The sequence below is a fragment of the Nocardia sp. CA-136227 genome (assembly GCF_050955695.1).
Taxonomy (GTDB): domain Bacteria; phylum Actinomycetota; class Actinomycetes; order Mycobacteriales; family Mycobacteriaceae; genus Nocardia.
This window is the reverse complement of the sequence record NZ_CP192081.1, coordinates 202,073-223,064: the sequence shown is the minus strand read 5'-3', so window position 1 is coordinate 223,064 and position 20,992 is coordinate 202,073. Positions and strand designations below refer to the sequence as shown.

Below are 20,992 nucleotides of genomic sequence, written 5' to 3'. Positions count from 1 at the left end.
CTTCGCTCCGGGGCGGGTTCGCGGCCTCTGGTCCCGATTCTTCCCTCCTCCGCTCCTCCGCTTCGCTCCCCCGCTCCGTCAGTCCAGAATCGGGACGGCCGCGAACCGAGGGGTCTGGTCACACTTCGCGGCGAGTCATCGGCGTGTTACGAATCCGGGGTGGGACTTAGCGGGTTCGGGGCGGATTGGGCAGGATGGGAGACATGACGCAATCCGATGGGGTTCCGGAGAACATTGTCGTGATCGGACCCGAAGGGAAGCCGCTGTTCATCCCGGCGGCGGCCCAGATCGGCGGCGAGCCGGTGGAGATCACCGGACAGGTTGTCGGTGACGATAATTCGGGCATTCTGGACGACTCCCAGGAGAAGGAGGAGTCGCTCGCCGACATGGTGGAACAGCCCGCGAAGGTCATGCGCATCGGCACCATGATCAAGCAGCTGCTCGAGGAGGTCCGGCACGCGCCGCTGGACGACGCCTCCCGCACCCGCCTGCGCGAGATCCACCGCACCTCCATCCGGGAGCTGGAAACCGGCCTCGCCCCCGAGCTCCGCGAGGAGCTGGAGCGGCTGGCCCTGCCCTTCACCGACGAGACCATCCCCTCCGACGCGGAGCTGCGCATCGCCCAGGCCCAGCTGGTCGGCTGGCTGGAGGGACTCTTCCACGGCATCCAGACCGCCCTGTTCGCCCAGCAGATGGCGGCGCGCGCCCAACTCGAGCAGATGCGCCAGGCCCTCCCGCCCGGCATGAGCCACGGCGACCCCCGCGGACAGCAGGGCGCGGGCGGCGGTCAATACCTCTGACGCCCGGTCCTGCCGCCACGCCAGCCGGTCGGCGGCAGGTTCCGCGTGCAAAGGGAAAGCCATTAGATAAGGTCGGGTGCTGTGCCTGCTGCTGCTCCCCCCGACTCGGCGAAGACCGACGTGCGCCCGGACGCTGAGACCGTGCCGCTCGTGTCGGATTCCCAGTCCTTCGGTCGCGCCTTCAAGGATTTTCGCGACGGGTTCTCCCAGCGTGAACTATGGCTGGCATTGGGGTGGCAGGACATCAAGCAGCGGTACCGGCGTTCGGTGCTGGGCCCGTTCTGGATCACCATCGCCACCGGTTTGCAGGCCGCCGCGATGGGCGTGCTCTACGCCACACTGTTCGGGCAGTCGCTGAGTTCGTATCTGCCGTATGTGACAGTGGGTTTGATCGTCTGGAATGTGATCAATGCCAGCATTCTCGAAGGCTCGGACGTCTTCATCGCGAATGAGGGCTTGATCAAACAGCTGCCGTCGGCGCTGAGCGTGCACGTGTACCGCTTGGTGTGGCGGCAGTTCCTGTTCTTCGCCCACAACCTGATCATCTACGTGGTGATGGTGCCCGCGTTCGGGATCTGGCGGCATCTGCACTGGTCGGCGCTGCTGGCGATCCCGGCCCTGGTGCTGCTGTTCCTCAATGCCATCTGGGTGACGATCGTGTTCGGCATCTTCAGCACCCGCTATCGGGATCTGGCGCCGATCCTGGGCAGCACCACCCTGATGTTGTTCGTGCTCACCCCGGTCATGTGGAAGACCTCGGCGCTGTCGGGCACCGCCAGCGACCGGGCCAAGCTGGCCGAACTGGTACCGACCTTCCACTACCTGGAGATCGTGCGCGCGCCCCTGCTGGGCGACCCGATCCACCTCCGCAGCTGGATTGTGGTGGTGGCGATCACCGCTGTCGGCTGGATAGTCGCGATACTGGCTATGAAGAAGTTCCGTTCCCGAGTCCCCTACTGGGTGTGAAGGCTCAATGACCGACCGTGTGAGTATCGAGACCCAGAACGCGTGGGTGGAATTCCCCATCTTCGACGCCAAATCCCGATCGCTGAAAAAGGCGGTACTGGGTTCGGCCGGTGGGGCCATCGGGCGCAACCAATCCGATGTGGTGGTCGTGGAGGCGCTGCGGGATATCTCGCTGTCGCTGAAGGAAGGCGATCGCGTCGGCTTGGTCGGCCACAACGGCGCGGGCAAATCGACACTGCTGCGGTTGCTTTCGGGCATCTACGAACCGACCCGCGGCAGCGCGCGGATTCGCGGCCGGGTGGCGCCGGTCTTCGACCTCGGCGTGGGCATGGACCCCGAGGTCTCCGGTTACGACAACATCATCATTCGCGGCCTGTTCCTCGGGCAGACCCGCAAGCAGATGCTGGCCAAGATCGACGAGATCGCCGAATTCACCGAGCTGGGTGACTATTTGGCGATGCCGCTGCGCACCTACTCGACCGGTATGCGGGTGCGTCTGGCGATGGGCGTGGTGACCTCCATCGATCCGGAGATCCTGTTGCTCGACGAGGGCATCGGCGCGGTCGACGCGGAATTCATGAAGAAGGCGCGGGTGCGTCTGCAGGAATTGGTCTCGCGCTCTGGCATTCTCGTCTTCGCCAGCCATTCCAACGAGTTCCTGGCCCAGTTGTGCGACCACGCCATGTGGATCGATCACGGACAGGTGCGCATGCAGGGCGGCATCGAGGACGTGGTGCGGGCCTACGAGGGCCCGGAGGCGGGTGATCACGTGGCGCAGGTGCTGCGGGATCTGGAACGTGAACGTGAACCGGAACGGAACCCCGCATGACTGAGCCATCCACCCCCCTTTACGGCGACGAGGCCCGCATCGTCGCCATCGTGGTCACGCACAAACGCCGGGAACTGCTCGCCGAATCGCTGAAGGTGCTGAGCAGCCAGACCCGTCCGGTCGACCATCTGATCGTGGTCGACAACGGCAACGAGGCCGAGGTGGGCGAGCTGGTGAAGCAGCAGCCCATCGAATCCACCTACCTGGGTTCGGAACACAATCTGGGCGGCGCGGGCGGTTTCGCGCTCGGCATGCTGCACGCGCTCACCATGGGCGCGGACTGGGTGTGGCTGGCCGACGACGACGGCCGGCCCGAGGGCCCCGACGTGCTCGCCACCCTCTTCGACTGCGCCGAACGGCACTCGCTGGTCGAGGTGTCGCCGGTGGTCGCCGATATCGACGACCCGGACCGGCTGGCGTTCCCGCTGCGCCGCGGCGTGGTGTGGCGGCGACTGCGGTCCGAACTGGGCGACGAGGACTTCCTGCCCGGCATCGCCTCGCTGTTCAACGGCGCGCTGGTGTCCGCGACCGCCGTGGACAAGATCGGCGTCCCCGACCTGCGGCTGTTCGTGCGTGGTGACGAGGTGGAGGTGCACCGCCGGCTGGTGCGGTCCGGGCTGCCCTTCGGCACCTGCCTGCAGACCGCCTACCTGCACCCGAACGGGTCGGCCGAGTTCAAGCCGATCCTGGGCGGGCGCATGCACACCCAGTACCCGGACGATCCGGTCAAGCGGCACTTCACCTATCGCAACCGCGGCTACCTGATGGCTCAGCCGGGCATGCGCAAGCTGTTGCCGCAGGAGGTCGCCCGCTTCGGCTGGTTCTTCCTGGTGCAGCAGAAGGACCCGGCCGGGCTGATGGAGTGGCTACGCCTGCAGCGGATGGGCCGCCGGGAGCAGTTCGACAAGCCCTCGTCGTAGGGCTCGGAAAATACGTTGCGCGGACGGGGACGGCCTGACAAGGTTGTCCCCGTTCTTGTTGGGAGCCCTCGCCTCGGCGACGGCATGAGGAGAGATGGGAGGTGGAGTTACGTGACGACGGCTGTGCGGATTGCCGCGCCCGCGTTCACTCGCGCGGTGTGCGCCTCCACCTCGAATTCCCCTCGCTGAGTCCGTGATCCGGGCTCGGCCCGTCAAAGGACTCCCCCATGTCTTCGGTCGATCTCGACCTGCTCTCCCCCTACGGCTGGAACTCCGCTCTCGCCACCGACTACCGGCCGCTGCTGGGCGAAGGCCTGATTCCCGCCCGCGTGATCCGCATGGATCGCAGCGAATGCGATATCGCCGCGCCACTGCCCACCGCCGACTACCAGAGCCGTTTGACGGCCGCGGTGGTCCGCGCACAACTCCCGCGCTCGGATTCCGAGGTCAGCGGACTGTGCACCGGCGACTGGGTGGCCATCGATCGCACCCGGACCGTGCGGGCCCTGCTGCCGCGCCGGACCGCCATCGTCCGGGCGGCCGTCTCCGGACAGCCCGATTCGCGCGCCAAATCCGCGCATCAGGTGCTGGCCGCCAATGTGGACACGGTGCTGGTGTGCACCCCCGGTGACGGGGACGTCGACCTCGGGCGGATCGAGCGGCTGCTCGCGCTGGCCTGGGAATCCGGCGCTCAGCCGATCGTGGTGCTCACCAAAGCCGATCTGGCGCACGATATTCCGCTCGAGGACGTCCGGGCCGCCGCGCCCGGGGTGACCGTGCTGGCGGTCAGCGCCGCCGGTGGGGTCGGCATGGACGTGCTCGGTTCCCTGCTGACCGGCACCGTCGCGCTGATCGGGCCGTCGGGCGCGGGCAAGTCCACGCTCGCCAACGCGCTGCTCGGCGCGGAGGTCTTCGCCACCCAGGCGGTGCGCGAGGGCGACAAGCGCGGCCGGCACACCACCGTGCATCGCGAACTGCGACCGCTGCCCGGCGGCGGCACGCTCATCGATACGCCCGGACTGCGTTCGGTCGGTCTCTGGGATGCCGCGGAGGGGCTGGGCCGCGCCTTCAGCGATGTCGAATCCCTGTCCGCCGAATGCCGTTTCGCCGACTGCGAGCACCGGACCGAACCCGGTTGCGCGGTACTCGCGGCCATCGACTCGGGTGCGCTGCCGCAGCGCCGGCTCGACAGCTACCGCAAGCTGAGCCGCGAGAACGACTGGCTGGCCTCCCGCACCGACGCCCGGCTGCAGGCCGAGCGCAAGAAGGTGTGGAAGGACATCAACAAGAGCCAGCGGCGGATGTACAAGGAACGCGGCGGCAAGCAGCGCTGAGGATTCGCCCTGCCCGGCCACGACCGACATCGAGGCCGGGCGGCGCCCGCACGTCGGCTCTCGCGACCGACCTCATCGAGCCGGCATCCGGTCGATCAGTAGGTTGGTGGTGTGAGTGCCGACCCGTTGCCGACGCGCGGCCCGGCGGCCGTGCGCCGGTGGGCCGGAAGTCGGCTGCGGGCGCTCCCGGGGAGCATCGGCTATCTGCTGGTCGGTGGCGTTTCCGGGGCCGCGGCCACGGTGGCCCTGGTCGGCCTGGTGTTGGTCGCGGCAACCAGCCTCCTGGGCGTGGGCATTCCGGCGATCCCCGAATTCCTGCGACTGATCCGGCCGCTGACCGGATTCGAACGGCGGCGGGCGGGGAAACGGCTGGGCGAGCCGATCCGGGTGGCGTATCGGCCGATGACCGGCGGTTTGCGGGAGCGGCTGACGGCTGCCCTGCGGGATCCGGCGAACGGCCGGGATATCGCGTGGCTGTGGCTGCACGGGGTGCCCGGCATGGTGGTGGCGCTGCTGGCGGTCGGGCTGCCGTGGGGCGCACTGAATCAGCTCGCGATTCCGGTGTATTGGCGGATCGTGCCGCCGGGCACGGTCGAGAGCTTCGGTTTCGTCGTCGATTCGTGGCCGCTGGCGGCGCTCAGCGCCCTGATCGCGATTCCGCTGGCGGCCTTGGTTCTTCAGTTGCCGACCGTGGCCCGGTGGCAGGCGCTGCTGGCGCGGGCGCTGCTCGGACCGGCGCCGGGCGCCGAGCTCGCGGTCCGGGTGGCGGAACTGACCGCGACGCGCGCGGACGCGCTGGACGCCCACGGGGCCGAGCTGCGACGCATCGAACGGGATCTGCACGACGGCGCGCAGGCGCGGATCGCGGCGGTCATCATGCAGCTCGGTCTGGCCGATCAACTGCGGCAACGGGATCCGCACGCGGCGGACGAGCTGGTGCGCAAGGCCCAGGACACGGCCGAGGCCGCGCTCGCCGAATTGCGGGACGCGGTGCGCGGCATCTATCCGCCGGTGCTCGCGGATCGTGGCCTGACGAGCGCCATTTCGGCCCTGGCCGCCCGCTCGCCGATCCCGTGCACCCTCGATGTCGACGGGGAGGCGAGCGCCCCGATCGGGCGAAGGCCGGCGGCGGTGGAGGCGGCCGCGTATTTCGTGATCGCCGAAGCGCTGACCAATGCGACCAAACATTCCGGGGCGCGACAGCTTCGAGTCGGCCTCGGGGGTACCGCCGAGGTCCTGACCGTGGAAGTCCACGACGACGGTGTCGGAGCGGCGGTCGAAGCCGAGGGCGGCGGACTGGCCGGAATCCGGCGGCGGGCCCAAGCGCTGGACGGCCGGATGCTGCTCAGCAGCCCGCCCGGCGGACCTACCGTGGTGCGGGTGGAGCTGCCATGTTGATCATGAGGGAAGCGGTGAGCGGGTGATGGCGTCATGCGCGTGGTGATCGCCGAGGACGACGCGCTGCTGCGCGAGGGACTGGCGCTGTTGTTGAAGACCGCCGGTATCGACGTGGTCGCGGCGGTCGACAATGCCGACGACTTCCTGCGGGTGGTCACCGCCGACCGGCCCGACGCGGTGGTGGTGGATGTGCGAATGCCTCCCACCTACACCGACGACGGGCTACGGGCGGCGGTGCGCGCCAGGCAGATTCATCCCGGCTTGCCGGTGCTGGTGCTCTCGGCCTGGGTCGAGGACAGCTACGCCGCCGAACTGCTCGGCGACGGGGCGGGCGGGATCGGATATCTCCTCAAGGAGCGGGTCGGGAAGGTGGATCGCTTCCTGGATTCGCTGCGCCGGGTCGCCGAGGGCGGAACCGCCATGGATCCCGAGGTGATCTCGCAACTGCTGGTGCGGCGCAGGACCGACGATCCGCTGGCGGGCCTCACCCCGCGCGAGCGGGAGGTGCTGGCGCTCATGGCCGAGGGGCTCGACAATGCCACGATCGCCGAGCGCCTCGTGGTCACCGAAGGCGCTGTGCTCAAACACATTCGGAGCATCTTCGCCAAGCTGGGGCTGTTCGCCGACGAGGTGGGGCACCGGCGGGTGCTGGCCGTCCTCGCCTATCTGAACGCCGGCTGATCACTCGTCGCGGCAGGTGAGGTCGCCGGCGGGCAGGACGCCGTCCGCCAGGTAGGTGTTCACGGCGTCGTAGACGCAGGCGTTCGGGTAGCGGCCCAGGATCGAATGGATGCCGACGTCCTGCAGTGTCACCATGCGGGAGCCGGTCAGCGCCCGGTGCATGGCGAGCGCGCCGCCGTAGCTGGTGCGGGTATCGCCGGTGGCCTGGATGATCAGGCTGGGCACCGAATTGGCGATGGCCGTGGGTGATTCGGCGGGCGGGGCCCAGAACGCGCACGGCGTGATGTTGTCGGCCAGCGCCCCGAAGACCGGCTGGGTGGCGCGGGAGGCCTCGAGATTGCGCCAGTACCAGGCCGGATCGCGGGGCGCGCCGACATCTCCGCAGAGCACCGCCATCGACGGGGACATGTCGCGCGGCTGGGCGCGCAGTATCACCGCCAGGCTGCCCGCCAGGTTCTCGTCCGGTTCGACCGGCTTCCCGTCGGCGGCGTCGGCCAGTTCTCGGATCTGTTGCGCGGCGCGGCCGTAGTTCTGCGGGGAGTCGAAGGCGATGTAGAGCACCAGGGGCAGAGAGTGCGCGTCGACGTCGAAGTCGCCGATCCGGATCGGTTGGGCGGCAGCGCGTTCGATGAGCCGCTGGACCAGGGCGCGGACGGCGGCCGCGGACGCGCCGAGGTGGTATTCACCGTCGCGTTCGGCGGTCCAGGCCGCCCAGGCGTCGAGCGCGGCCTCGTTGGGCGCGCCCATGTCGTGCACCATGCCGACCACGCCGTAGCGGTCGGGGTCGACGCTGCTGTCGAGCACCATGCGGTCGGATCGGTCGGGGAACATCTGCATGTACACCGCACCCAGGTAGGTTCCGTACGAGGTGCCCAGGTAGCTGATCTTGTCCTCGCCGAGCACGGTGCGGATGACATCCATGTCCCTGGCGGTATTGCGAGTCGTCATGTGCGGCAGCCGATCTCCCTCCGAGGTCGCGCACCGCGCCGACAGGTCGGCCTGGGTGGCGACGGATTCGGCGAAACCCTTGGCGTCGACGCCCGCGAATTGCAGTCCGAAGCCGGTCGGCCAGTGGCAGTTCACGGCGGCGGACCGCCCGACGCCCCGGGGATCCATGCCGATGAGGTCGTAGCGGGCGCGGACCTCGGGCGTCATGGCCTTGCTGGTGTCCACGAAGTAGTCCAGGCCCGCGCCGCCGGGACCGCCTGGGTTGGAGAGCAGGACGCCGCGCCGGTGCGCCGAGTCGGCGGCGGGGATGCGGGAGATGGCGACGGTGGTCGTAAGGCCCTGCGGCTCGGCGTAATTCAGCGGCACGGTGATGTCGGCGCACTGCCCGCCCATACCGTCGAGTTCCGGAATGTCGCAGGAGTTCCAGTCGAGCTGCTGGTGGTAGTAGCGGTCCAGAGGCGCCGCGGCGGCGGGAGGCTCGGTGACGGCGGCCGTGGTGAGCGCGGCTCCCGCCGCCAGACCGGTCACCGCCAGCGCGGCCAAGCCCCGTCGAGTGCGGGCGATCTCGCGAAAACGCACGGAGGTTCCTCTCACGAGCAGAAGGCGGAGTCGAAGACCTTGGTCACGACCTCGGACGCGGCCCGGTCGGCCAGGAGCTGATTGACGGTGACCACCACGGCGGTGCCGTCGGCGGCCACACCGGTGTGGGTGCCGAAGCCGGGAATGCTGCCGCCGTGACCCCACACCTCCTTGCCGCACGAGCTCGCGTGGTGGATCAGTCCGAGCCCGTAGCCGGATCCGGGTTCGCCGCGATCCCAGGGGACCGTCCGCTTCATCTCCGCCAATTGGGCGGCGGGCAGCAGTTTCCCGGCGAGCAGGGCGGTGAAGAAGCGGTTCAGGTCGGCGGGGGTGGCGATCATCGCGCCCGCGGTGTCGGCCCAGGACGGGTCCAGCTCGGTGTAGTCCTCGCGGCGGCCGTCGATTTCATGGTATCCACGCGGATGCGGCCCCCGGATCCCGGTCTCGCGCGAGTTCGGGAAGTAGGTGTCGCGCAGGCCCAGCGGCTCCAGGATGCGGCGCTCGACCTCGGCGGCCGCCGGGCGGCCGGTGACCTGCTGGATCAACATGCCGAGCAGGATGTAGTTGGTGTTCGTGTAGACCGAACGCGCGCCGGGCTCGAATTGCGGTGGCATGGCCATGGCGATGCGGACCAGGTCCGCCGGTTCGTAGTGGGACCGGCGGAGTTGATCGGAATCGGCGGTCAACTGCCCGGAACCGGGCGCGGCGGGGTCGCGGCCCGCCAGGTATTCGGGCAGACCGCTGGTGTGCTGCAGCAGCTGCCGGACCGTGACGCGGTTGCCGTCATTGCCGTTACCGCGCACCACGCCCGGCAGATAGCGCTCGATCGGAGCGTCCAGTTCGATCTTGCCCTCGCCGACCAACTGCAGCACCACGGTGGCGACGAAGGTCTTGGTATTGCTGCCGATCCGCACCAGCGCATCCTCGGGGATGGGTGCGCCGGTGCTCAGGTCACCCACGCCCGCGGTGAGCACGTGATGACCGTCCGGTCCGTCGAACACGACCTGCGCGCCCGGGAAGCCGCCGCGGACCACGCCGTCGAGGGCCTGGGTGATGGTGCGGTAGAGCTCCTTGCGAGCGGGTTCGCCGCTCCCGGGGTCGGTGCCGCACGCCTGGGCCGCGAGGACGGCCAGAACCCCGACACCGGCCAGCAGAACCCGCCCGCGGGGCCGCCGCAATACGCTCATGGAAGACATTCCTCCTGTTCAGGCCGGGTTTTCCGGCCCTTTCGAGGGTAGGGACGCGCACGGCTGCGGCCCATGCCCCGAGCACCCGGATCGCGGTCGTGTCGGCGGCCGGGTGCTCGGTAGTGCCAGCGCTACTGCCCGGGATGCGAGAGTTCCGGCCCGCCGGCCCGGTGAGGCGCGGATGATCGGATTCAGGGCGACAACAGCAGAAGAGGAGTGGATCCATGACCGGAGCACAGAAGCCGCTGGCGGGTCGGACCATGATCATGTCGGGTGGCAGTCGCGGAATCGGGCTCGAGATCGCCAAGCGGGCGGCCGCGGACGGCGCGAACATCACCCTCATCGCGAAAACCGATGTGCCGCACCCGAAGCTGCCCGGCACCATTCACACCGCGGCCGCCGAGCTGGAGACCGTGGGCGGCACCGTCCTCAAATACCTCGGCGACGTGCGCGATGACGAGGCCGTCGCGGACGCGGTACGGCAGACGCGGGAGCGGTTCGGCGGCATCGACATGGTGGTGAACAACGCCTCGGCCATCGACATCTCCCCCACCGAGCTCCTGCCCATGAAGAAGTACGACCTCATGCAGGACATCAACTGCCGCGGCAGCTTCCTGCTGTCCAAGCTCAGCATCCCGGCGCTGAAGGACTCCGCCCAGTCCGGGCGCAATCCGCACATCCTGACGCTGTCCCCACCCCTGAACCTGGACCCCAAGTGGGCGGGCATGGCCCTGGGCTACACCATCGCCAAGTACGGAATGTCGCTCACCACACTGGGTTTGAGCGAGGAGCTGCGCAAGTACGGCATCGGCGTGAACTCCCTGTGGCCGCGCACCACCATCGCCACCGCGGCCGTCAAGAACCTGCTCGGCGGCGAGGAGATGATCTCCACCTCCCGCACCCCCGACATCTACGCCGACGCCGCCTACCTGGTCCTCACCTCCCCGGCCAAGGACACCACCGGGAACTTCTTCATCGACGACGAAGTCCTTGCGGCCCACGGCATCACCGACCTCGACAAGTACCGCGTCACTCCCGGCGACGGCCCCCTCACCACCGACCTGTTCCTCTGAACTCAGCCGAGCGCGACGGCCTCACGCTCGGCGAATTCCTTCAGCGTGAGCAGTTGCTTGCGCATCATGAGGAAATCGCCGCAGACCGGTAGCGCCAGCAGCCAGGCGGGACCCCGGAATCGGACGCGCGCGTGCAGACGACTGCCCGCACCGGTTTCGGGGCGCACCGCGTAGGTGACCGCTACGCCCTTGGCCCGCAACGTGATCTGCTCACCGGGTGTGAAATCGGCCAGTTCGAAGACCGACATGACACGCTGGCCGACCGCGAGTTCGGTGAGTTCCGGATCGCGCAGCCGCGGGCTGCGGCGGCCGAAGTTGTCGAGCAGGTCGTAGCTGTACGGGGCGGCGCGCAGCTGACAGAGCCAGGCGAAGACCAGGGGTGCGGGCGCGTCCACCGGAACGGCCCGATCACAGATCACCACGGAGCCGGAAAGCGCTGCGTCACAGGGCATGCGCGCGGACAGTTCGACGTCGGTCACGCCCCACCGCTGACCGGGGAGACTCATGCGGGCCTCCCCGCGGCGACCGAGATCCGGCGCAACATGTCGCGGACCACCAGGCGATGCATGCGGGAGTCGATGACCAGGGCCCGATAGATCCGGCCGTGGATGCCGGGGAAGGCGGCGTGACTGATCGCGGTGAGACGGGTGTGGGTGGGGTCGACCTCGTCGAGCACGAAGGTCAGGCGGTAGCGGGAGAACCAGTGGCGGCCCTTGGCGGCCAATCGGTGCGGCTGGTCGGCCTCGTCGAGCACGAAACCGCGGGGCAGTGTGTTGAGATCGTCAGGGTTTTCGCAGGTCGTGCGCAGTAGTGCGGTCCACGTTGCGGCGCGATCGGCATTGATTACCCTGGAATGCTCATCGATATAGGGCAAACGCTCCATATAGAAGGAACGTACTAGTTCATGGCGGCTCCCCGCAAGCACGACACCGACGTGATCCTCGACGCAGCGCGCGCACTGGTGCTGCGCGACGGCCCTCGCGCGGCGAGCGTCGCCGCCATCGCCGAGGCCAGCGGTGCCCCCGTGGGCACGCTCTACCACCGGTTCGGCAACCGCAACGGCGTGCTCACCGAGGCATGGATCCGGGCGCTGGACCGGTTCCAGTCCCGGGTGCTGGCCGCCGCGGCGGCGGAGGATCCGCTGGCGGCGGCGGTCGGTATGACCTCCGCCGCGGTGGGCTTCGGCCGGGACTGCCCCGACGACGCCAAGCTGCTGCTCAACCTGCGGCCCCGGGACCTGCTCGACGGCGCGCCCGACACCGAGTTCCGCGATCGCCTGGCCCGGATGAACGAACCCCTGTTCGCGCAGCTGGATCGCATCGCGAACGGCCTCTACGGCAGCGCCGGGCCCCGCGAGATCGACGCCGTCAGCCGCGCGGTCGTGGACCTCCCCTACGCCGCGCTGCGCCGCCACGCCCACGCCCCCGAACTCCCGGAGTGGCTGGAAGCCGACCTCGCCGCCGCCGCCCGCACACTGCTCACCGCGCCCTGACCGGCGAGCCGGATGGGCGGACAGGCGTAATACCCGCAGCAGAATGAAACATGGCCCGGGACAGGATGTCCCGGGCCATGTTCAGCCGAATATCAAGCAGTCTTGTCGATTCCGTAGAGGCGTTCCCAGTTCTCTCGACTGGTCAGCTCCGGCATCGCGCCCCGCCAGCGGCGCTGCAGGTCCGGCAGCTCCTTGCGGAGCTGACGCAGCACCCGGTAGGTGCGGATCAGCAGACGGCGGGCGGTTTCCTTGTCGCGCACGCGAACTCGGACACCGGACTGCGAGGCGTCGGTGACGACCACGTGGTTGAACAGGCCGACGTGCCACCAGTGGGCGTCCTCGCGGGTGACCGCGACGGGGCCGGGGATGACGCGGCCGGTCCACTGGTTGAGCGCGCGCTTGTAGAGCACCATCAGCGGGTGGCTGGGCTCGCCGCCCGCACGGCGAACGTGCAGGTGGGCGTTGGGGATCCCGGAGGCGGTCGCCGCGTGCTTGGCGGTCTCCGGGTAGTCGGAGCGGGAGCCGCGGGCCTTGGCCAGCGCCTCGATGCCGCCGTCGCGCAGCGTCTCCGGGCCCTTCAGGTAGTCCTCGATGCCCTGCAGGGTGGTGTGCGCCAGGCCGTACTGCATGCCGACCAGGTACTCGGCGATCTCCCGGAACAGCTGGCGGGTGATCGCCTTGCCGTCCAGGTCGTGGTGCAGGGAGGACACGATGAGCGAGTTGCGCGAGGAGAAGTAGCGCGCCCAGTCGTCGAAGTCCTTCCAGTAGAAGTCGGCGTGCCACACGGCGGCATTGGGCAGGGTGACGGTGACGAAACCGTTCTCCCGCGCGCGCAGGCCGTATTCCACGTCGTCCCACTGGAAGAAGATCGGCACCGGCAGCCCGATCTTCTTGACCACCTCGGCCGGGATCAGGCAGGTCCACCAGGCCTGGTAGCCGGCGTCGACGCGGCGTTCCTGGTGCTTCTTCAGCATGGAGGTGTTGCGCAGCGCCTTGGCCACCTTCTGGCCGTGGCGCAGCTTGCCCAGATTCGTCTCTTCCGCACCGACATTCAGATAGTCGGGGTTGAACAGGAACAGCATCTGCGCGCCCACCAGGGTGGGTTCCACGGTCAGATTGGCGAAGGCGTTGAGCCGCAACACCGTTTCCGGCTCGCACAGGATGTCGTCGTCCATGAGGATGACGTCGGCGTGCTCGTTGGCGCCCGACACCTCGTAGAGGCCGCGGGTGAAGCCACCCGCGCCACCGAGGTTCGGCTGCCGGATATAGCGCAGCTTGTCGCCGAACTTCGGCTGGGTCTCGGTGAACAGTGCCTGGTCCTGCACCAGGTCGGTGCCCTGGTCGACCACGTACACCGCGTCGATGAGCGACAGCACGGTCGCGTCGGAGGCCAGCGCCGCGACGGTGTTCGCGCAGTCCTGGGCCCGGTTGAAGGTGCAGATGGCGATGGCCACCGGGCGCACCTGCTCGGGCGCGGCGGTGGTCCACTCCAGATCGGTGATCACGGCCTCACCGCCGAGCGCCTCGATCTCCAGCCAGATCGCGCCGCCGTCGATATACATGTCCAGCGGGGCGACCAGCGTCACCCGGCCGGTCTCCTTCACCACGGCGGTGTCCACCACCCGGCGGTGTCCGGCGATGTCGGAGGCGGCCAGCCGCACCCGCACCTTGCCGGTCACCTCGAGGGTCAGGCCCACCTCGACCTCGGTGACCTTGGTCCAGCGCTGCCAGTAGGACGCGGCGAAGCGCCCGAAGTAGGTATTGGTATTGACCGACGCGCCCTTCTCCAGGCGCAGGGTCTGCCGTTCCCGGGTGACCTTGCCCCTGGCCACGGCGTACAGGTCGTCGCTGATCTTGGGGGCGGGACCGGTGAAGATGCCGCGGGCCAGCACCATCCGCTCCGGCGCGGCGTGTTCCGCGCGCAGGGTCGCGGGCGCTGCCACGCTCTCCTGGTCCTCGGTTTCGGTCACGGCCTGCCCAGCCGACGCATCCATGAATCCCTCGACATCCTTTGAATACTTAGACACCGGCTCATCCCGACGTGGTCGCACGGCCACTGTCACGCTCGGCGGCCCGACAATATCAGTGTCAGGCGTTATTCGTTCCCGAGGCCGGATTGGTGAAGACGAATTTCCCGTAGGCCCAGAATCGGAAGCCCATGGCCACGGCTTGGCCGATCAGCGTGCCGGAAACGTTGTCCGCCAACGGACTGTCCAGTCCCAGCACATAGCGCGAGAAGCCGAGACAGCTCAATTGCAGTCCGATGGCCATCACATTCAGCGCGGCATAGGTGAGGATGTGCCGGGCCCCGGTATCGCCGTCGTGATCGGAGTAGGTCCACCACTTGTTGCCGAAATAGGTGACCACCGTGGCCACCCCGATCGCGATGATCTTGGCGACCAGCGGGAGGCGGAACAACGGCCCCTCACCGCCCAGGAAGACCAGCAGGTTGTAGGTGCCCGCGTCGACGACGAAGCCGATCGCGCCGACCACCAGGAAGGCCCCGCCGCGCTGCAGCAGGGCCCGGACCTTCCCGGTCAGGGAAGTATTCGGCGACGATACGTTCACCGCCGTGGACTCGTTCGCAGACACCGGCCGACGGTACCCCAACCCCGCAGCACCCATATATCTGTGACGGTCGGGTACCCTCCCCCGTGTTCATATTCGCCTCCGATCAGAGGATTGACCGGGTGGACTCCACCGAGCTTCGTATAGCCGCCATCGTGCCGTGTCACAACGAAGAGGCCGCCGTCGCGAAGGTCGTCACCGACCTGCAGGCCGCCGTCCCGGGCATAGTCGTCTACGTCTACGACAACCTGAGCACCGACGCCACCGCCGACAAGGCGCGCGCGGCCGGGGCGATCGTGCGCACCGAGAACCGCAAGGGCAAGGGCAATGTGGTGCGCCGCGCTTTCGCCGATATCGAGGCCGATGTCTATCTGATGGTCGACGGCGACGACACCTACGACGCCGCCGCCGCGCCGGAGATGATCCGCACCCTGCTCGCGGGCCCCTACGACCACGTGCTGGGCGTGCGCCGCGAGGTCGAGGCCGGGTCGGCGTACCGGGCCGGGCACGAGACCGGCAACAAGGTGCTCAACGGCGTCGTCGGCAAGGTGTTCGGCGAGAACGTCGAGGACATGCTCAGCGGCTACCGGGTCTTCTCCCGCCGCTTCGTGAAGTCGTTCCCCGCGGTGTCGCGCGAGTTCGAGATCGAGACCGAACTGACCGTGCACTCGCAGCACCTGGGCGTCCCGCAGACCGCCGTGCCGGTCGGCTTCCGGGACCGGCCCGCGGGCAGCGAGTCCAAGCTGCGCACCTACAGCGACGGCTTCAAGATCCTGCGCCTGATCGTCGGCCTGGCGCGGCACGAGCGGCCGGTCGCCTTCTACGGCCTGTTCGGCACGCTGTCCTGGCTGGTCTCGCTGGTGCTCATCACGCCGATAGTGATCGAGTTCTACGAGACCCACCAGGTCCCGCGTTTCCCGACCCTGTTCCTCGGTTTCACGCTGCTGCTGCTCGGCAGCCTGGCCTGGACCGCCGGCCTGATCCTGGACGGCATCCGCCGCTCCCGGCACGAGGCGGCCCGCCTGATGTACCTGCGGTACGCGGCGGTCGGCGAGACCGAACCCGGCGGCCACTCCGGCGGTTCGGTTCGATGACGGAGAGCACCACCGTCGCGGCACCCGAGAAGATCCCGGCCGAACCCGAACCCACTGCCGCGCAGCCCGGCTCGAAGACCGCCGGGCTGCGTCGCGCCGCGATCGGCATCGAACGCCGATTCGGTTCGGCCGCCGTGGCTTTCGTGCTCATCGCGGGCGTCTTCGGCGCGGTGTGGTCGGTGCTCACGCCTCCGTTCTGGGGCCACGACGAGATCACCCAGTTCGGCCGCGCCTACCAGGTCGCGCACGGCGGCTTCCTGCCGCAGAAGATCCACGACGACCGCGGCCCGGCCTGGGGCGGCGACGTGCCCGTCAGCATCGACGCGCTGATGAGCTACGCCTTCGCCGACTACCAGGACAACCCGGACGAGCCGGAGCCCATGGTTCTGGACCCGCACGTCTACGACCAGCTCGGCGCGGCCGCCGTCTCGGCCGACACCACGCCGGTGTGGTTCACCAATACCGCGGCCTACTCCCCGATCCCATACCTGCCGCCCGCGGCCGGGATCCGGATCGCCGAGGCCCTCGACCTGAACGTCGGCGGCATGGTGCTGGCCACCCGCTGGGCCGGACTGCTCGCCTACCTGCTGATCGTCGGATTCGCGCTGCGCGTGCTGCGCGGGCACCGGGTGCAGTGGCTGGCCTTCACCGTCGCGGTGCTGCCCATCGCGCTGTTCCAGGCGGGAACCGTCACCGCGGACACCGTCACCAACGCGCTCGCCCTGCTGGTGTCGGCGCTGGTGGTGAAGGGCCTGTTCCTCGGTGAGCGGCTGAGCAAGCCGGAGACGGTGGCCGCGCTGGCCACCACCGTGCTGCTGCCGGTCTGCAAGCCGACCTACGTGCTGATCGCCATGCTCACCGTGCTGATCCCGGCCCGCCGCTTCGGCTTCGGCGACGGCGAGCGGGTCGCGGTGTGGCAGCGGGTGCTGCCGTGGGCGGCCGCCGGGCTCGGCGCGGTGTCCTTCGCGGGCTGGATGAAGATCGCCGCCCCGACCGGTGACGGCATGAGCCTGATGCGGCCCGAGAAGCAGTGGGGCACGGTGCGCCCCGGCGACCAGCTGCACGGCATCCTCAGCGATCCGTTCCACTTCCTGCGGATCTTCGGCGACAGCATCGCCCGCCGCGACCAGCACTGGTTCACCCAGTTCTTCGGTGAGCTCGGCTTCTCCTACGTGGAGGTGCCCGCCCTCACCATCCTGGCGGCGCTGCTGGCCTTCGGCATGAGCCTCGGTGCGGCCGAGCGCTTCTCTCCGGCCGGCGCGGACCGCAAGCGGACCTGGCTGGTGCTGCTGACCATCGCGGCCAGCGTGGCCATGATCTATGTGACGCTGTACATGTCCTTCACGCCGGTCGGCTACTTCATCATCGACGGCGTACAGGGCCGCTACTTCGTGCCGCTGGCGGTGCTGGGCCTGGCGGTGCTGCTGCGCTGGGTGCCGCTGCGGCTCGCCGACGCCGCGGGCCGGGTGCCGGCGCGGGCGGCGGCGTTCACCGTGATGGCGGCGACCTCGGTGGCGCTGATCGCGGCCGTGGTGAAGTACTCCACTCTGGTCTGGGGCTGACCCGAAACATCCGTGACCTGCGACGATCAACGCCGGGGCGAATTGCCCCGGCGTTGCTGTTCAGGTCGGTCAGAACCGGTCTAGATCACCTTTTCGCCCGCGTCGGCGTACGCGGATTCGGTCGCGGCCTTCTGTGGCCGCCACCAGGATTCGTTGTCCCGATACCAGTCGACGGTGGCTGCCAGGCCCTTGCGGAAGTCCCGGTACTCGGGTTCCCAGCCCAGTTCGGTGCGTAGCAGCGAAGCGTCGATGGCGTAGCGCAGATCGTGACCCGGGCGATCGGTGACGTGGTCGAAATCGTCGGCGGCGCGGCCGAATGCCTCCAGGATCAACTCCACCACGGACTTGTTGTCGCGTTCGCCGTCGGCGCCGATCAGATAGGTCTGGCCGATTCGCCCGCGCTCCAGGATTTCCCAGACCGCGCTGTTGTGGTCGTCCACGTGGATCCAGTCCCGCACCTGATGTCCGGCGCCGTAGAGCCGGGGCCGGACGCCGTCGATCAGATTGGTGATCTGACGCGGGATGAACTTCTCCACATGCTGGTAGGGCCCATAGTTGTTGGAGCAGTTGGAGATTGTGGCCCGCACGCCGAAGGAACGCACCCAGGCGCGGACCAGCATGTCACTGGAGGCCTTGGTGGCCGAATAGGGACTCGACGGGTTGTACGGCGTGTTCTGATCGAATGCCGCCGGATCGTCGAGTTCCAGGTCGCCGTACACCTCGTCGGTCGAGATGTGGTGGTAGCGCACCTGGTGGCGGCGCACGGCCTGGAGCAGCGAATAGGTGCCGACGATATTGGTCTGGACAAAGGGCCACGGGTCGGCCAGCGAATTGTCGTTGTGTGATTCGGCGGCGAAATGCACCACCGCGTCCACACCCCCGACCAGGCGATCCACCAGCGCGGTATCGGCGATGTCGCCGTGCACGAACTCGATTCGGTCCGCGACCGGGTCGAGTGAGGCGCGGTTGCCCGCATAGGTGAGTTTGTCCAGCACGGTGACGTGGACACCCGCGCGCCGCGTCACCGTCTGGTGAACGAAGTTCGCGCCGATGAAGCCGGCCCCGCCGGTTACGAGCAATCGCACACCGAAACACTACGACGGCCGCGGCGAACCTCGGCGGTGGGTCCGGGAAGTTGCGATCCCATACACCTGTGGGGCGACCCGTGTGCGCGGAATCGGTCATCCAGTTGAAACAAATGCACTTAAATGAAAGGGGGCCGCTCGGTCTACATTTCGCAATTCGGTGCTCCGACCGTGACATTCGGGTGCGCAAGGTCACGACTTCGTCATTGGCGCGTGTGACCTTCGTCACAAGTATGCGCCGGAGTGACGGTTACGGCGATCGTATATCTGCGCGAAAACCTTTCCTACGCAGCACTTTTCCCCTACCTTACGAACCGCGCGATCGACTTGGTGAACAGAATTTGAACGAACGGTCACAACGGGTTCACCGCTCGTTAGCTGTCCTCCATTTCGATTCGTGTTGTCCCCCCGAGCTCTTCGATGAGGTTTCTACAAATGCTGATGAGGAAATTCGCCGCCACCGCGGCGCTGGTGTCCGCTGTCATGGCCGTCACCGCCGGCACCGTGAACGCCGCCCCCGCCGAGGAGGCCGGTGCGATCAACTACACCGCCACCACCTCCGAGACCAACACCGTCATCCGTACCGACGCGGGCTCGATGGTCGTCGAGAACGGCAACTTCGTTATCAAGGCCGCCAACGGCAGCATCGTCGCCGGCATGCCGCTGAAGCTGCAGGTGGACGACTTCACCTTCCCGATCGCGGCGGAGATCTCCGACCACACCGCGACCCTCACCCCGCAGTACGACATGGACCACGCCACCTACACGCCGCAGAACGTGAAGGACGTCGCCCTGCCGTACGAGGACCAGGCTCCGTGGAAGTCGGACTACGACCGTGAGCAGGCCGCCTGGAACCGCATGAAGGACACCATCGCGCTGGGCGCCACCGTCGCGACCCTGGTCGGTGGCCTGGGCGCCGCGGCCGTCGGCTGCGCCCTCGGCTTCGGTGTCGCCGGTCTGGCCTCCGCCCCGCTGGCCGCCCTGTTCGGCGCCGGCCCGGTCATCGGCTGCCTCGTGGGCGCCGCCACCGTCGGCTTCCTGGGCACCATCGCGGGTCAGCTGCTGATCACCGCGCCGGTCGCCATCGCCGCCGCGATCCAGTACTTCACCACCATCAACGGCCCGCACATCTCCCCGGCTCCGGCCAAGTAATACTCCGGCTCCGGCCGAGTAACCGCGCGCTGTACGTCGAAACCCCCGCCCGGGTCATCCGGGCGGGGGTTTCGCGTTGTCCCAACTGTCGATGTGGGGCCCGAGGCCACGACCCCGAGCCCCACATCATCGAATCACGCTGTGCGGGCGATGCTTCCGGATTCGATGCGTTCGCGGACGAACCGCGCCACGTGCGCCAGGGCGGCCCGGCTCTCCGGCATGTTGGGGAAGATGGCCGGGAACGCGTGCACCTGGCCGCGCCAGATCTCCAGCGTGGCGGGCACACCCGACTGGGCCATCCGCTGCGCCATCACCTCGCTGTCGCGGCGCAGCACCTCGTCCTCGGCGATGATGAGCAGGGCGGGCGGCAGGCCCGCGAGCACATTGTTGACCGGCGACATCCGGGGATCCAGGCGGCCGTCGACCTCCGCGCCGATCTTCACCACGGATTCCAAGGCGGACAACGGGATCAGCGCGTCGCGATGGTAGTTGGGGTGGGCGCGCTTCTCGGCGCAGTCCAGGTCCAGCGCGGGGCTCAGCCCGACCAGACCGGCCGGGACCGGGAGTCCGGTGTCGCGGGCGCGCAGGGCGGTCGCGAAGGTCATGTAGCCGCCGGCGGAGTCGCCCGCGAACACCACGCGTCCGGCCGGAACCCCGTGTGCCAGCAGCCATTTGTAGGCGGTCAGGCAGTCGTCGACGGAGCCGGAGATGTCGGTCTTGGGCAGCTGCCGGTATTCCACGCTGACCACCGGCAGTCCGGTGCGCCGGGCGAGGGACGCGACCACCGGGCGGTGGGTGTCGAGGCCGCACAGGAAGAAGCCGCCGCCGTGCATGTACAGCACCGCGCCATCGCGGAGTGACTTGCTGGCCCCGGCGGGCCGCACGATCTCGATGCGGAAGCCCTTGAGCCGCACTTCCTCCCGTTCCACGCCGCGCGGGTTGGGGCGCAGTTTGGCGAGGCTGTTGATCACGGTGCTGACGACCGGCATCGAGCCCACAGTGACCGTCGCGCGATCGCCGGCGGGCCGGATCACGGTTCGGGAGAAGGCGGTCAGGGTGCGCGCGGCGGCGCTGATTCGGTCCGGGTTCTCGACTTCGTCGCGGGCCACAGTCCCGTCATAGGGCAATGCCATCGCGCACCTACCTCGTTGTTGGCGCGCCGAGCCGTTCGACCGGAAGGGCCGATTGGTTGGCTCGGCACCCGGCGCGCGGAGAGTCGGCGCTGACATCTCACATAGCGTTATTTCAGAACACCATGGGAACGTGACCTACGCAACAGTTATCGCCGGATTCGTCCGCCGGTAAACGGGCGTGATCGATCTGA

General features: G+C 68.5%; 20 protein-coding genes. 12 read left to right on the top strand and 8 right to left on the bottom strand.

Annotation, left to right across the window (positions count from 1 at the left end):
• The first annotated feature begins 203 nt into the window (after nt 1-203).
• From ACQP06_RS00980 to ACQP06_RS00950, 7 genes are all read left to right on the top strand, one after another.
• A complete protein-coding gene (locus tag ACQP06_RS00980; RefSeq protein ID WP_433669789.1) occupies nt 204-800 on the top strand; it encodes a bacterial proteasome activator family protein in 597 nt (198 codons plus the stop codon).
• 120 nt (nt 801-920) lie between these two features.
• Nucleotides 921-1,766, top strand: a complete 846-nt coding sequence (gene wzm, locus ACQP06_RS00975) for a galactan export ABC transporter permease subunit Wzm/RfbD (RefSeq protein WP_433673540.1) — start codon at nt 921-923, stop codon at nt 1,764-1,766.
• A gap of 7 nt (nt 1,767-1,773) precedes the next feature.
• Entirely contained in the window at nt 1,774-2,595 is an 822-nt protein-coding gene (gene wzt / locus ACQP06_RS00970) for a galactan export ABC transporter ATP-binding subunit Wzt/RfbE (RefSeq protein ID WP_433669787.1), read from the top strand.
• Nucleotides 2,592-3,515: a galactofuranosyltransferase GlfT1 gene (gene glfT1 / locus ACQP06_RS00965; RefSeq protein ID WP_433669785.1), complete on the top strand. Its 924-nt coding sequence runs from the start codon at nt 2,592-2,594 to the stop codon at nt 3,513-3,515. The genes wzt and glfT1 overlap by 4 nt, the downstream gene beginning before the upstream one ends.
• 227 nt (nt 3,516-3,742) lie before the next feature.
• Complete coding sequence (gene rsgA, locus ACQP06_RS00960; protein WP_433669783.1) at nt 3,743-4,849, top strand: ribosome small subunit-dependent GTPase A; 1,107 nt, start codon at nt 3,743-3,745, stop codon at nt 4,847-4,849.
• A gap of 111 nt (nt 4,850-4,960) precedes the next feature.
• Nucleotides 4,961-6,247, top strand: a complete 1,287-nt coding sequence (locus ACQP06_RS00955) for a sensor histidine kinase (protein ID WP_433669781.1) — start codon at nt 4,961-4,963, stop codon at nt 6,245-6,247.
• A 33-nt stretch (nt 6,248-6,280) separates the two neighbouring features.
• Nucleotides 6,281-6,928, top strand: coding sequence for a response regulator (locus ACQP06_RS00950; protein WP_379275808.1), 648 nt, complete (start codon nt 6,281-6,283; stop codon nt 6,926-6,928).
• On the opposite strand, the gene ACQP06_RS00945 is transcribed toward ACQP06_RS00950, so the two are convergent.
• Nucleotides 6,929-8,455, bottom strand: coding sequence for an alpha/beta hydrolase (locus ACQP06_RS00945; RefSeq protein WP_433669779.1), 1,527 nt, complete (start codon nt 8,453-8,455; stop codon nt 6,929-6,931).
• 11 nt (nt 8,456-8,466) lie between these two features.
• Nucleotides 8,467-9,642 carry a serine hydrolase domain-containing protein gene (locus tag ACQP06_RS00940; RefSeq protein ID WP_433669777.1) on the bottom strand — a complete coding sequence of 392 codons (1,176 nt, stop codon included), beginning with the start codon at nt 9,640-9,642 and terminating at the stop codon, nt 8,467-8,469.
• 224 nt (nt 9,643-9,866) lie between these two features.
• On the opposite strand from ACQP06_RS00940, the gene ACQP06_RS00935 reads away from it, so the two are divergent.
• A complete protein-coding gene (locus tag ACQP06_RS00935; protein WP_433669776.1) occupies nt 9,867-10,715 on the top strand; it encodes an SDR family oxidoreductase in 849 nt (282 codons plus the stop codon).
• A gap of 2 nt (nt 10,716-10,717) precedes the next feature.
• Here ACQP06_RS00935 and ACQP06_RS00930 read toward each other — a convergent pair whose 3' ends face one another.
• Both ACQP06_RS00930 and ACQP06_RS00925 read right to left on the bottom strand, forming a co-directional pair.
• The gene (locus ACQP06_RS00930) at nt 10,718-11,221 is read right to left on the bottom strand and encodes a hypothetical protein (protein ID WP_433669774.1); all 504 of its coding nucleotides are present in this window, start codon (nt 11,219-11,221) and stop codon (nt 10,718-10,720) included.
• A complete protein-coding gene (locus ACQP06_RS00925; RefSeq protein ID WP_433669772.1) occupies nt 11,218-11,598 on the bottom strand; it encodes a hypothetical protein in 381 nt (126 codons plus the stop codon). The genes ACQP06_RS00930 and ACQP06_RS00925 overlap by 4 nt, the downstream gene beginning before the upstream one ends.
• A gap of 21 nt (nt 11,599-11,619) precedes the next feature.
• On the opposite strand from ACQP06_RS00925, the gene ACQP06_RS00920 reads away from it, so the two are divergent.
• Entirely contained in the window at nt 11,620-12,207 is a 588-nt protein-coding gene (locus ACQP06_RS00920) for a TetR/AcrR family transcriptional regulator (RefSeq protein ID WP_433669770.1), read from the top strand.
• A 92-nt stretch (nt 12,208-12,299) separates the two neighbouring features.
• Here the strand turns inward: ACQP06_RS00920 and ACQP06_RS00915 are convergent, their stop codons facing one another.
• A complete protein-coding gene (locus tag ACQP06_RS00915; RefSeq protein ID WP_433669768.1) occupies nt 12,300-14,201 on the bottom strand; it encodes a glycosyltransferase in 1,902 nt (633 codons plus the stop codon).
• Between the two features lie 94 nt (nt 14,202-14,295).
• Complete coding sequence (locus tag ACQP06_RS00910) at nt 14,296-14,799, bottom strand: GtrA family protein (protein WP_357088106.1); 504 nt, start codon at nt 14,797-14,799, stop codon at nt 14,296-14,298.
• Between the two features lie 98 nt (nt 14,800-14,897).
• Between ACQP06_RS00910 and ACQP06_RS00905 the strand changes: the two genes are divergently transcribed.
• Both ACQP06_RS00905 and ACQP06_RS00900 read left to right on the top strand, forming a co-directional pair.
• Nucleotides 14,898-15,869 (top strand): glycosyltransferase, encoded by a 972-nt coding sequence (locus tag ACQP06_RS00905; protein ID WP_433669766.1) that lies wholly within the window; start codon nt 14,898-14,900, stop codon nt 15,867-15,869.
• The gene (locus tag ACQP06_RS00900) at nt 15,866-17,431 is read left to right on the top strand and encodes a DUF2142 domain-containing protein (RefSeq protein WP_433669764.1); all 1,566 of its coding nucleotides are present in this window, start codon (nt 15,866-15,868) and stop codon (nt 17,429-17,431) included. The genes ACQP06_RS00905 and ACQP06_RS00900 overlap by 4 nt, the downstream gene beginning before the upstream one ends.
• A gap of 80 nt (nt 17,432-17,511) precedes the next feature.
• On the opposite strand, the gene rfbB is transcribed toward ACQP06_RS00900, so the two are convergent.
• Complete coding sequence (gene rfbB, locus ACQP06_RS00895; protein ID WP_433669763.1) at nt 17,512-18,516, bottom strand: dTDP-glucose 4,6-dehydratase; 1,005 nt, start codon at nt 18,514-18,516, stop codon at nt 17,512-17,514.
• A gap of 435 nt (nt 18,517-18,951) precedes the next feature.
• Here rfbB and ACQP06_RS00890 point away from each other — a divergent pair, with 435 nt between their 5' ends.
• Nucleotides 18,952-19,668, top strand: a complete 717-nt coding sequence (locus ACQP06_RS00890) for a hypothetical protein (RefSeq protein ID WP_433669761.1) — start codon at nt 18,952-18,954, stop codon at nt 19,666-19,668.
• Nucleotides 19,669-19,802: 134 nt separating this feature from the next.
• Here the strand turns inward: ACQP06_RS00890 and ACQP06_RS00885 are convergent, their stop codons facing one another.
• On the bottom strand, nt 19,803-20,801 hold the full coding sequence (locus ACQP06_RS00885; RefSeq protein ID WP_433669760.1) for an alpha/beta hydrolase: 999 nt from the start codon (nt 20,799-20,801) through the stop codon (nt 19,803-19,805).
• Nucleotides 20,802-20,992 lie beyond the last annotated feature (191 nt).